The following is a 12,726-nucleotide window of genomic DNA, read 5'->3' as shown; positions in this document are numbered from 1 at the left end:
ATGATTTAGGAAACAACGCCACAACTCACCATATTTTGTTGACGGTAGGCGGAAAGTCCCCGTACTGCTGAGCCGAATACCGAGCAACCCATCAATTGAATCCACCTTAAAGCAGTTGCTGCACGACCTTGGACAGTTTGGTGCTAAATCTAGCAAACGACTTAGACATGGCAATGAAATAGCGCTCGCTGAAAGCTTAGTCGAGCAATTAAAGCGTTCAGGTACAGAGCTAATTATTATTGATGAGTTCCAGGAGCTTGTTGAAAACAACCAAGGTAGAAAGCGCCGAGACATTGCGAATCAGTTTAAATATATCAATGAAAAAGCAGGGATCTCAATTGTATTAGTCGGCATGCCTTGGATAGAACAAATAGCTGATGAACCTCAGTGGTCATCACGGATTTTTATTCGCCGCTTTATTCCTTACTTTAAAATATCAGAGAAAAAAGAGCTTCAACTATTTATTCGTGTTCTTAAAGGGTTTGCAATTCGACTGCCATTTTCAGACAAGCCTCGTTTTGAGGATTTGGGTATCGCATTATCACTTTTTGCCATTTCAAATGGCTGCCTTCGAAAGCTGAAAAACTTCTTAGACTCAGCACTTACCGAAGCGCTAATAAGCGATGCTGTAACACTAAACAAGCAATGTTTAAGTTCTGCGTTTAAGGCATGGCGGCCAGAGCTCGACAATGTATTTGAGATGAATGTTAATAAAATTCAAGGCTGTGAGGTGGAGCAGTACTCCACGTTTAAACCTGATGGGCCTCAAGATGAAGACCCATTTATAGATACCCAGTTTTGTAAGAAAGTGCCACTGGTGCAGTTGTTGAAGAAGTGATTATGAATTTATTTGTATTGTAAACTCAAAGCCTGTCATAGAAGAGATCTCACGATCTTGTGAGGAGTCTTTATCTCCACATTCTCCGCTCACATACCATACAGAAGCCTCCGGGTGGATAATTGCAGCTAATAATGATAACGCATAAAAAATCTTGGGCCCGAATGGAAATAGAACCACCTTATATTTATTTTTTACTGAACTTAATATTGAGTCCAAAGAATATAATGTATCCGTAGGCTGTTCGACGTTATACTTCATTAACTCTTTACTTTTTGCGCTCTTGATAAGAGCTTCATTCATTACCTCAACGTCACTTGAATATTCTTTCTCTGCAGATTGTGGAAAAAATAAAAAGTTATCAGAGCTCTCTATATACTCAACTGCACCTAGTGCCTTATCTTTCTCATAACCTAAACCAACAATTGATAGAGTCGGTAAACCCGGACGTTGAGCCCATCCTGAAAAAAATGGAGAAACAGGCTTTACTGAAGAGTTTATAACGTACTCTCCTGAAGGAGGAGTATACTTGGCCAAAGAATAAATTAGTAGAATTTGAATAGGTGAATTTAGGGTTGCTTTCCCAATGATAGATATGATTTCTGCCAGTGTTTTCCTATCTATTAAAGATATATCAAGGGAAATTGTAATTTTTTTTCCATTAGACCACAGAGCTTTGAGCTTTTCTTTTATCAATCCAGTGTCTAAGCAGTCAAAGATAATTTGTTTTAAAGGATTGATACGTCCACCAAAGTATGACACTACATCTCGTGTGTTTCCTTTTTTGGTTATAATAAAATCAGAGCGTTGTAGCTTTTTAATTAATTCATCATCGTCATGCACTGAGCCAAGGATTTCAATTACATAGCTTTTGAACATTAGAATAAATCTCCTTGCGCTGTGGTCATTCTTTTTTTTGCGTTGGTTTCAAAATCCAAGATTGTTGAAAGGTTGACAGCTTTTCCTGTCGCGAGATTTAACTCAAACTCAGGCGAGAGTAAATGAGATAATCTAAACCTCATACCTTCTAAGCTACTGTAGGTGCCAAATGTGATGCTTGATTCAACTGATACAATAGCCCCAAAGTTCCATGCTATCATCAGGGCCGATTGCATGTCCTCAGGTATATTTTTATCTACTTTAAAAGTACCTGGAGGAGAGACTTTAAAGTCACCTTCAATTAGGCAGTAGTTAAAGTACGTCCCAATTTGCTCTAGTAGTTTGAATACAGGTTGCTTAGTGTTGAGTCCCATGTTGTTGCATATGGGAAGAGTCTTGAGCATCGCGCAATAAGAGCTAGTTGATCTTTTTACTTCTCTAATTTGTTCAGTATCACGTATCTTATTTTCACTCTCTGCAAAAGGACTCATGACGGAAAGTAGCCACCTTGGATTTCCCTCGCTGATTGTTGATATTGCGTCCCAACCAGAATAAAACTCTGTGGGGGCTTTCCTCCCTTTACGTTTCCCTTTTTGATTGATAAAAGCATTTCTAAAGGCGACCAATGGAGCTATTTTTCGAACAGTGCTAGATGCCCTTCCTTCAGTAAGTTCTTTGCGATAATCCAGCTTTTTTCCATCTATGTACTTTTTGAAAGACAAATCTTTGCTGTATAACTCATCAAACGCATTAATCCACTTATCGGCATTACCACTTTGTGTAATACCGTACTTTGCCATTCCTAATTTTTTTTCAGGAAAGGTAATGTTAAACCTAGATCTGAGTAATCCTCGGCAAAATTTATCGCTATCGCCTTTTCGAATGTACCACAACTCAACAACGGTGTAGTCGTTAATGGAACTAATTTCGTTTTGAACTTCTTGGTGAAGACCGCAAGGTACTAGGGCTACTTTAAAAGTAACTTTTTTTGCTGAAGAGCGCATGCTATTCAAGACCTTGAGTAACAAATATGTGGGGGCAATTTCAAACTCATCAAGCAGAATAGTCCAACGCTGTTCTTTCCTATTTAGTGCATCGTCGATAAAATTAAAAATTGAATCTAATGTCATAGGTAAATCAATGTATGCGTACAGAGCTTTCTTCTCGAATTCTTCTTTTGAGAACTTCTCAGTACCATAGATGCTTAAAAAACGAGAATATTCACCCAAAGAGCTTAAAACGAGTATCAATTCACTCTTTATTCTAGAAAGCGAAACTTTTTCTGGCTTCAGCTTTAACAACTTACATATGCTACTCAAGGAATAAAAAAAATCGTCTTCGTTGATATCGAATTTAGTAGACTGAATTCGATTTATGTATACATCAATACTCTCGATAACATTTAAAAGAATATGGGTAACAAACGCCGAGTATGCGAAAGACTCTGCCGTTTGTTGGTCAATTCCAGCCTCCGATAAAGACCTCATCATTTCTCCCCATACCAAATCCCCAGGCACATATATACCTTCATAATGAGTATGCTCGAGGCTTTCTAATAGGTAGTTGGTTTTCAAGTGTGGGCCCATGCTATTGCTAAGCATTCTTAGGAAAGTTGTTTTACCACTCCCTCTAGGCCCAACCAATATTGTGTGGCCATATTTAGCAGTTTGAAAAAACAACTGAGAGGGTACAAAGCTCTTAGCAATGAATTCATCTTTCAGATGTTTAGCATTAAATGCTTCAGCTATAAAACTATTACTCACCTTTTGACCTCTCCAGAAATTCTATTTCACTATCTGCGGACTTAATTATGTCAATATATCGCTCGCGTAAGTGGGACTCCAAGTACTTGAGATCTTGTGGGACACAGTATTTCATGCAATCATGTTGATCCACAATATTTTGCCACTCCGCTTTGCCCAAAGGTGGTAGAGAATTAGCGATTTTCTCAGCTAAATCTTCCAAGCAACCTACATCTCCAAATCCAACTCCTGTGTATATTCCATCACTCGTTCTTTTTGAAAGTGACCATGAATTAGCCTGCCACGAATATACATCTAATGTGCCTTGAGGGGTTCCTTTTTGCTTATCTAGTTCGACATTCATAATATAAAACTGATTAGCAAAATGAGTCCCTAGCGATTTTTTATGAGCAGCTAAAGTGCCTGCTGCGAATACTACGGACTTTTTACTGCCACTCGTATGATAGGTGAGCTTTGCGTGATGCTTATGGCCATGTATGATTATCCAATTACCATATTTGTTGAGCATATCAAGCAGCAAGCTACCGCCGCTCATGAAGTCATAGGTTCCCAAGTTATGGTCTGAGTGAAGAATTGGATGGTGATGACAAACTAGAATGCCAAGCTTCTTGTTTTGTTTACTTTTTATCTTGTTTAAGTGTTCATCTAACCATACTCGTGTTGATTCAGATACGAAACCCCTCTCATAATCTGCCTGTGCAGAGGTATGTGAACCACAACTATTCAATATGATAAGCCGGTACTTATCATTTTCATCATGCACTAAAAAATTAGAACCGAAGTAATGCACTCTTTGGTTGTGGGCTTTTTCCTCATCGCTTTCAACAAGGTTAACTAGAGGGTAATTAGGGGACAGTAACTTTAAATGTTCGACTAAACTTCCATCTTTGTCTAGATCTCGAATGGGGTTTTCGAGCTCTGTTAGTCTACTCGTAACATCATGATTGCCGGTTGCAGTAGCTAGTATCTTACAACCCAATTCAGCAGCTAAAAGGTTGAGTTTCTCCCATGCGAATGCAAGTGCTGCCGGCTCAGCATTAGTAGTAATATCGCCTGGGCATACAAGAACGTCAGCACGTACGTGATCCGCTTTTATCTTTGATAACAGATTTTCCCAAAATGAATTATTAAATGAGCCATCAGCATTAAACGTCAGCCATGAATGATTATCGCTGTTCGGAACATTATCTGCATTTGCGAAGTGAAGGTCACTTACAACAGCGACTTTTAGAACATTCGAAGACATCAACTCTCCATTTGATACACATATATAACACCACTATGCTAGCTTATTTTACATTACCTAGGAAGTAATTAGCGTTTTGTTTACAGCTTTTACGCCAGCACTGCCCAATTAGGCTAAGCATTAGTTATTGAAACTAAGTATTCCTTAGTACCAAAGTGGGCGCTATACTAAGAGAATCTTAGCTATTAAAGTTAGTAGCTAAGGTACTCATGGAATCACCAACGCCTTTACGCCTAAAAGAAGCACGCAAAGCTGCTGGTTACACGCAACAGCAGTTGGGCATTGCTTTAGGTATGGAGCCCAATACGGCCAGTGCAAGAATGAACCAGTACGAAAAAGGTAAGCATGCACCAGACTTTACAACCATGAAGCGTATAGCAGAAGAGTTGGGAGTGCCTGTAGCTTATTTTTATTGTGAAGATGATCAATTAGCCGATCTCATTTCAATATACGGTAAACTAGGCAAAGATGAGAAGCAGGCGATAATTTTAAATATAAAGGAGATGCTTAATGGAAAAAAACCTGGAAAATAAAAAGAATAAAAGCGAGCCAGATAAATCAGACCTGTGGGACATTCTTAAACGGTACGATTCTTACATATCGACTATAAACTTTAAGTCAGGATTACTTACAACTTTCAACATGGGGGTTTTTGCTGGGGTATTATTGAAGTCGGGTGAGTTATTGAATGTCACGGGAGCCTACATATATTTGATACCACTGAATTTAATTATAATTGCAACCCTTTGTTTGCTGGGAGTGTTCTTTGTAATTCAAAGCATAACTCCTCGTTTATCAAAAGAAAATAGTTTATCTGTAAAGTCTGTGATTTACTTCGGAGCGGTTTCAGAAAATAGTTCCTCTCAAGAGTACGCAAACGCGTTTAATGACATTAATGAAAAAGAATTGACTGATGACCTTTCGGAGCAAGTCTATGAAGTAGCCAAAATAACCAAATCTAAGTTTGAGTTGATTGGTAAGGCTTCTTCATTCACTAAATGTAATTTATGCGCGCTCTTTGTTTTATCTGTATTAGTTGTAGGTGAAAGTGCAGGAGTGAAACTATGTCTAAATTAAAAGGAATTTACGGGTCTCTAGAACAGCGTTTAGATGAGGGTTTTAGTCATGATTTTCAGAGGACAAAATCTGGTTTTAGAAGTAAGTCTGCAGCACGTGATGCGGGTTTAGAAGCGTTAAGAGAAGGTATTAATGCATCTCTTGAAGCTGATGTAGTGAAATCTACAACTCTAATTAATAAGGAGTTTGGTGTTAAAAAGCCTATATGCACTGCATTTGGTAAAACTTATCAAGATGATGGCGAAATTGGTGGTCATCCTGATTTTAATCATCTAGATACTCCGGGTATATTAGAAAACGGCTTCGTGGTTTCTCTCTTTTTGGATATCAAAGGTTCAACTAAGTTAGGAGTTACTTATGATCCTGAAGTTGTTTACTTTATTAAGAACACTATCATAAGGTGTGCCATAGAAACAATACAAGCTTTTGGTGGTCATGTTCACCGTATTATGGGCGACGCAGTTCTTGCTTTTTTTAGAACAAATAGAATGGCCCGAAACTCAGCGATTGATGCTATCAATTGTGGTACTTATATTGTTGAGTTTATGAAAAGTTACATAAAGCCCAGATTTGCTCAAAGTGGCGTCGAAAAGGATGTGGGGATTAGGATCGGCATTGACTATGGCGATAAGGAAAGCGTTCTCTGGGGCATGTATGGTTACACCAATTACTCAGAAGTAACTGCAACGTCATTTTTTGTAGATATCGCTGCTAAATTACAGCAGCAGGCTCCAAGAAATAGAGTTTTGTTAGGACAGTCCATAAAAGAGCTCCTCGATTTACCTGATAAAATACTAGAAACCAAAAAAGTAAATGTAAATGGTCAGTCTGTTAGCAAAATTTATGTCGAGCCAAATTACACAGACGCAGACGGTAAAAAAGTTAACTACAAACAATTTGTTTTGAACCATGATAACTATTTATCTTTGCTTCCTAGTGAGCATAATGGAAATGAAACACTTAATATTAGAGCTGTGCTAAAAAAAGACGGCGAAACTGCACAGTTTAATTACTACCCATGTTCAGAAGTAATAAAAACATCGCTTGGAATCGAGTTCAAGGTAGAGTTTGAGTTAGAGGATAGTAATTCCAAAGGTGTCGAAGTTAAGTTTCGTGTTGAAAACACCGGACGAGAAGCAAAAGAAGCAGGCGAGAAAGAGGGAGTTGATTACTGTAATCACGATACAAAGGTGGTTCCTACACTTCTAGGTGAGAACAGATATAAAGCAAAGCATTTTGAGAGCGCAGATTTTTTGGGTCTTCATTTTATGCATATTAGTGTCATTGACAATGAGAAAAAGAAGGTGTTAATACCGGAAAGAACTTTTTCAATCTTCGTTGGTGATCCGGTTCTAGAGTCTTAAATAGTATTGACTAATTGCCGTTTTGAACTAAACCTAAACTAAGTTTTCCTTAGTTTAGGTTTGAAATGCAATTCCTCTCTCAAACAACTCCTTATCCCGACGAAACCATTGAAAGCTACTTGCTTCGTTTGTCACAAGACAATGGCTACCTTGGCTTTGCTGATATGGCTGATATTTTGTGGGACTGGCTGGTTACACGAGATCACGACCTGGAGGGGGCTTTTCCAAACGAGTTGCATTCGGTTGATGTGTATAAGGCATCGCAATCGAGTAACTTTCGGGTTCGAGCGCTGCGGTTGGTTGCGCAGTTAGCAGGGGTTGAAGCGTCTGAGGTGCTTAACTTATGTTGGCTTCGCAGCAATACACAGTTTGGCGCTATCACGGCGGTTTCTCGTGGTGGGTTATTGGTGCCTCGTCAGTTGCTTCGCAAGTCTGGCATACCTGTTTGCACTGAATGTTTAAAGCAAGATACGCACATACCTTACCTCTGGCATTTAAGAGCCTATAAAGCCTGTCACAAGCACAATCAGCAATTAACCAGAATATGTGGGAAATGTGATGCTGAAATTGATTACCGAGCGTCTGAGGCGTTTGTTGAGTGTGAATGTGGTGCTGCCATCAAGCAAGGCCCAAAGGCAAACCAAGCAGATTTAAAATTGGCAAATGCGCTTGCAGGTAATGCTGCTGCAAAGCTCGTTGGACTTTTGGTTTGGTTTAGCCAGGGACAATCAATCAGTTTTGATGACGATGAGTTCAGTGAGCTGTTTGTCAGCTACTTTTCTAACTGGCTCAACGGGTTTGAGGATGAACTAAGTAACATCGTTGAACTTGCTATAGTTAAACAGTTGAGGCCTTTCAACCACACGCCATTTCGTGACGTATTTGGTAGCTTGCTTAAAGACAGCAAATTGGCCAGCACTGGCTCACAAGGCTATAACACGGTGCAGTTGGCCATCATTGCATTTTTAATCAAGCTCGTTGAGCAAAACCCTAAGAAAAAGCACCCAAACTTAGGTGATCTACTACTCTCAATGCTCGATGCCGCAGTACTTCTTGGCACAAGTACTGAGCAAGTGTTTAGGTTGTACGAAGAGGGCTTTTTAGCAGCAGCTCAACCACCCAAAAAAAATACGTTTTTAAAGCCGAGCGATAATGTGTTTTACCTTAGGCAGGTCATTGAACTACAACAGTCTTTTGCACCGAACATACCTAATAATCAACAACCATTTGTACCACCATGGTGATCAATGGAACTGCACAGACTACTTCAAAATATCTCAAGCAAAGAGCTTACCCAAACGCTACGAGCCGCATTTGCACCATACTCTGAACACGTTGATATTACAGGGAGTGAACCTCAGGCGTTGGTGACTTTAATTAACCTGACTTACAAGCGAAAAGACATTAAAGATTTAACGAGTGTAAGTGTCGCCAAAGCCGCGTTGCGTGATGAGCAACACCTTAAAACCTGTATTGATGAAGTGAAGTGGTATCACACTCATAATTTAAAGTACCCTGATATTCGAGTTAGCCACCAAAGGTTATTGGCGCATGTGGTTGATGATGGGCTTAGGGTAGTCAGCAGTGCCAGTTACCCGACGCAATTTGGCTGGTCGCACAACAGTGCTAAAATCAATCATGCTAAGTTGTTTTTAACTGGCTTTGTTTGGCGTGGTGAATATGTGTGTTTGGCACAGCTGCTTGCCGAGCAAGAAGGCTTTTGGGTAGCGCGGTTTAGAGAGCTTGGTTTGTTAAAAAAGGATGTGGTAGCAGTGTGTGAGCAAATAGCCGCACAGCTCCCTAGTGAAGACTTGCCCGAGCAAATTAGTAATTACACCCCTCAGTTACTTATTCCAATTGAACATGACTACTTGAGTATTTCCCCCGTTGTGAACCATTGCGTTTTAGCTGCGCTGCAAATGGCAACGCGAAGCGGTTTTTTAAATATGGGATCATTGAACACAATCGCCCAGCAAATGTGGGAGAGTTGCCAGGCGCGCTGGGCGGCAGAGTAAACGTGCTTAAGTACTTTGCCAAAACTTACAGTGCTACAACCGTTAACGACTATTACAGCCAAGACGAACAACGGCTTTTTAATATGTCGGCATTAAATAGCAAAACAGTGAGTGAGGCTTTGCTGGTGCTATCAAAGTCAAAGCTGTTTAATACGCTTAGGCAAAAGCGCTTGGCACGTATTGCTGCAACTAAGACGTTACGAACAGCACTTTATGGATGGTTAGAAAAGCTCATCAAACTGGCGCAGAGTGAAGCGATAAATGACTCAGCTCCAGAGCCTGTAAAGCTTTTAGCCACGCAGGAATACAAACAATTAGAGCTTGTTTTAAGCCAAGAGCTAAACAGGCAAATGAGTGCGCTTAAATACTTAAAGCGTTACGCTTATCACCCAGAACTAATGCCTGTTTTAAAAGCACAACTTAGCTATGTGCTATCGCATCAAAATAACCAAGCAGATGAATTTGAGGCGGAGCATATTCAGTACGTGCATTGTCAAAATTTGCGAGTCTACAACGCCGAGGCAATGCCGAATCCTTACCTAATGGGTATGCCGTCAATCACCGCGCTTGAAGGTTTGGGGCATCAATTCCAACGCAAGCTGCAAAAGCTCTTAGGCGGTGGTGTACATGTGATTGGTGTGGCCGTGTATGTTCGCTCGTATCAATTGCACAACAAAAAGCAGTTGCCAGAGCCCGACAAACTCAATAAAGACGGTCAAAAGCGTGTACCGCTGCGTTCGGCAATTATGCAAATACCTAAGTGCGACATATCTTTTGACTTAGTGTTTAGGGTGCAAACGAACAATCAAGCTGTCGCTAAAGATTTGTCTGAAAATCTGCTGAAAGCGGCATTTCCATCGCGCTATGCGGGTGGCACGCTCCATCCACCATCGTTATATGATCAAGTTGATTGGTGCCAAGTTTATGCAAAACCATTGGCATTATTTGAGCGTATCCGCTCGTTACCTAAAGGTGGTTCGTGGCTTTATCCAACTTCGGTCGAGGTAAGCTGTTTTGATGAACTGGCTGAGCAGTTAACACTGCGACCTACTATGCGGCCAGCTGCACTGGGTTACTTAGCCCTTGAAGAACCAAAGCCAAGGCAAGGCTCAATCACCCATTTACATTGCTATGTTGAGCCTGTTATTGGGTTGCTTGAATGTGTAGATGCGGTCACAGTTCGGCTATCTGGCGCTAGGCATTTTTTTAATCACGGGTTTTGGGCCATGCATTGCAAAAAAGCATCTATGCTTATGAAAAAAGCCAAGTTTGAGTACGACTAATGAAACTCCCGCGCCAGCTCTCATACACCCGCTCACTCTCGCCAGGTAAGGCGGTGTTCTTTTATAAAACCCCCGAAAGCGATTTTGAACCACTACAAATAGAACGACAAAAAATTCGAGGTCAAAAGTCAGGCTTCGCCGAAGCCTATAAAAATGAAGCCACACCCAAAGAACTTGCACCGCAAGATTTGGCGTTTGGTAGTCCGCACACCATAGAGCTTTGCTATGTGCCGCCCACCGTGCAACAACTCTATTGCCGGTTTTCACTCAGAGTAGAAGCAAACAGCCTAGAACCTAACGTATGTGGTGAGCCAAAAGTAAGTTACTGGCTAACACGGTTTATGAACACTTACAAACAACATGGTGGCTTTGGTGAGTTGGCAAAGCGCTACGCTAAAAACATTTTCATGTGTGAGTGGCTATGGCGAAACAAAACATCACCCAATGTAGATTTAGAGATAATTGGCGAAGGGTTTGAACCTATCAGCATCACCAAAGCAAATCGTTTACGCTGGGATGGCAAATGGCGCGAGGCTGAAGATGCACTGCATACTATCACAGAAGTGATCCAAACAGGGCTAGAGGACCCATATAGCTTTTGCTTTTTAGAAGTAACCGCCAAGCTCGACACCTACTTTGGCCAAGAGATTTATCCTAGCCAATCATTTGCAGAACACGATGACATAGCAAGAACTTACGCTTACACTAAAGTAGCGGGTAAAGATGCAGCCTGCTTTCACTCACAAAAGGTAGGGGCTGCTATTCAAATGATTGATGACTGGTATGATGAAGACGCAAACAAGCGGTTAAGAACTCACGAATACGGGGCCGACTACAAAAACGTGATTGCCAGACGCGCACCAAGCAATCGGTTAGACTTTTATTCACTGCTAAAAAAAGTGGCGCTATACGTAAAAGAAATGGAGCAAAACGGCCTAAAAAACCATGAGCAAGCCAGCCATATTCACTACATAGCAGCAGTTTTAATCAAAGGCGGGTTATTCCAAAGGACCAAAGAATGAGCCGATCATATTTCGTTATTACTTACCTACCGGAAAATTGCGATGTATCGCTATTAGCTGGTCGTTGCATTGGTATATTGCATGGCTTTATGAACAAACAAAGTTGCAACCACATTGGCGTAAGCTTCCCTAAATGGACCGACAAACACCTAGGTAATCAAATAGCTTTTGTGAGTGAAGATAAAACCATACTTAAAAACCTAAGCCAGCAAAACTACTTTGAAATGATGGCCCACGACAAGCTATTTGAAATATCTGCCATAAAGCCAGTACCAGCTGACGCCACTGAAATTCGCATTATCCGTGATTACAGTCTGGATAAGTTATGTATGGGCGAAAAACGGCGCCGAATGGAGCGCGCAAAACGCAGAGCCGAAGCTCGTGGTGAAGAATATATTCCGCAGTACGTACCGACCGACACAGAAATTAGCGCATTTCATAAAATCCCCATAGCCAGCAAAAGCAATCAAAACGACTTTGTACTGCATCTAAGGTTAGAGCCGACAGACTCAATACAAAACACCTTTAACAGCTATGGTTTTGCAACAAACGAACAACACAAAGGCAGTGTTCCCTTACTTGCCTTTTAAATATCGTTCGCTTTTGGAGTACTGTATATCAAAGAGTTACATAGGGAAATGAAAGAAAGGTTATCTGTCAAAAGTTAGGGTAATCGTGTGGAATTTATAAAGTTTTAAGCTAACTTTAATAGTGATCTGCCGTATAGGCAGTTGGAAATCCTAAAGAATATGCCGACCAATGCGCGTATGAGTGAACTGCCGCACAGGCAGCTGGAAATTGGATAAAGTCATACCAAGCTGGCACAAATGAGCGACCTGCCGCATAGGCAGCTGGAAATCATGATAAACGCAAGGCCACGGGGTAATAAGAGTGACCTGCCGCATAGGCAGCTGGAAATTTAATGCTTTTGAACCTGAATTACGTGTAATTGTGACCTGCCGCATAGGCAGCTGAAATTAGGCCTGGAAGTAAACAACCACATCGTATGACATATAACTGCCGAAAAGGCAGAGGCCAATTCAAAAGCCCCAGAATATACTGGGGCTTTTTACTAAGGTTAATTCAATACATTAACTTTAGTTGGTGATTGAAACAACAGGAGCACTTCTAGTAAACGAAGGCTGAGTGAAACATTTTTTTGAAGGTTGATTTTAATGTACTTGTTTCCAACTTGGTGGTTGTTGAGTAGAGTTGAGTTGTAGTGGTTTAATAGATCCG

Annotated in this window: 11 protein-coding genes and 1 pseudogene; 9 read left to right on the top strand and 3 right to left on the bottom strand. The window is 40.8% G+C overall.

Annotated elements, in window-relative coordinates; translation table 11 throughout:
- Nucleotides 1–49 precede the first annotated feature (49 nt).
- Nucleotides 50–838: pseudogene (locus CWB99_RS22855) on the top strand (TniB family NTP-binding protein); the annotation flags it as partial.
- On the opposite strand, the gene CWB99_RS22850 reads toward CWB99_RS22855, so the two are convergent.
- The 3 genes from CWB99_RS22850 to CWB99_RS22840 are packed head-to-tail and all read right to left on the bottom strand — an operon-like array spanning nt 839 to nt 4,726.
- Nucleotides 839–1,717: a transcription elongation factor GreB gene (locus CWB99_RS22850; protein ID WP_138553622.1), complete on the bottom strand. Its 879-nt coding sequence runs from the start codon at nt 1,715–1,717 to the stop codon at nt 839–841. It lies immediately after the preceding pseudogene.
- Nucleotides 1,717–3,480, bottom strand: a complete 1,764-nt coding sequence (locus tag CWB99_RS22845; protein ID WP_138553621.1) for an ATP-binding protein — start codon at nt 3,478–3,480, stop codon at nt 1,717–1,719. Before CWB99_RS22845 ends, CWB99_RS22850 begins: the two co-directional genes overlap by 1 nt.
- Nucleotides 3,473–4,726, bottom strand: coding sequence for a metallophosphoesterase family protein (locus CWB99_RS22840; RefSeq protein WP_212748539.1), 1,254 nt, complete (start codon nt 4,724–4,726; stop codon nt 3,473–3,475). Before CWB99_RS22840 ends, CWB99_RS22845 begins: the two co-directional genes overlap by 8 nt.
- Before the next feature lie 209 nt (nt 4,727–4,935).
- Between CWB99_RS22840 and CWB99_RS22835 the strand changes: the two genes are divergently transcribed.
- From CWB99_RS22835 to cas6f, 8 genes are all read left to right on the top strand, one after another.
- Nucleotides 4,936–5,259, top strand: coding sequence for a helix-turn-helix domain-containing protein (locus CWB99_RS22835; protein ID WP_138553619.1), 324 nt, complete (start codon nt 4,936–4,938; stop codon nt 5,257–5,259).
- Nucleotides 5,237–5,803, top strand: coding sequence for a Pycsar system effector family protein (locus CWB99_RS22830; RefSeq protein WP_138553618.1), 567 nt, complete (start codon nt 5,237–5,239; stop codon nt 5,801–5,803). Before CWB99_RS22835 ends, CWB99_RS22830 begins: the two co-directional genes overlap by 23 nt.
- The gene (locus tag CWB99_RS22825) at nt 5,791–7,167 is read left to right on the top strand and encodes a nucleotide-binding domain-containing protein (RefSeq protein WP_138553617.1); all 1,377 of its coding nucleotides are present in this window, start codon (nt 5,791–5,793) and stop codon (nt 7,165–7,167) included. The genes CWB99_RS22830 and CWB99_RS22825 overlap by 13 nt, the downstream gene beginning before the upstream one ends.
- A gap of 65 nt (nt 7,168–7,232) precedes the next feature.
- Entirely contained in the window at nt 7,233–8,411 is a 1,179-nt protein-coding gene (locus CWB99_RS22820; protein WP_138553616.1) for a TniQ family protein, read from the top strand.
- 3 nt (nt 8,412–8,414) lie between these two features.
- Nucleotides 8,415–9,182 carry a hypothetical protein gene (locus CWB99_RS24695; protein ID WP_249332068.1) on the top strand — a complete coding sequence of 256 codons (768 nt, stop codon included), beginning with the start codon at nt 8,415–8,417 and terminating at the stop codon, nt 9,180–9,182.
- Nucleotides 9,183–9,184: 2 nt separating this feature from the next.
- A complete protein-coding gene (locus CWB99_RS24690) occupies nt 9,185–10,465 on the top strand; it encodes a type I-F CRISPR-associated protein Csy2 (RefSeq protein ID WP_249332066.1) in 1,281 nt (426 codons plus the stop codon).
- Nucleotides 10,465–11,487, top strand: a complete 1,023-nt coding sequence (gene csy3, locus CWB99_RS22810) for a type I-F CRISPR-associated protein Csy3 (RefSeq protein WP_138553615.1) — start codon at nt 10,465–10,467, stop codon at nt 11,485–11,487. The genes CWB99_RS24690 and csy3 overlap by 1 nt, the downstream gene beginning before the upstream one ends.
- Nucleotides 11,484–12,077, top strand: a complete 594-nt coding sequence (gene cas6f, locus CWB99_RS22805) for a type I-F CRISPR-associated endoribonuclease Cas6/Csy4 (protein WP_138553614.1) — start codon at nt 11,484–11,486, stop codon at nt 12,075–12,077. Before csy3 ends, cas6f begins: the two co-directional genes overlap by 4 nt.
- Nucleotides 12,078–12,726: the final 649 nt, after the last annotated feature.

The organism is Pseudoalteromonas rubra, assembly GCF_005887095.1.
Classification (GTDB): Bacteria; Pseudomonadota; Gammaproteobacteria; order Enterobacterales; family Alteromonadaceae; genus Pseudoalteromonas; species Pseudoalteromonas rubra_E.
The sequence above is the reverse complement of the archived record's forward strand: the minus strand, read 5'-3'. Positions and strand labels throughout refer to the sequence as shown.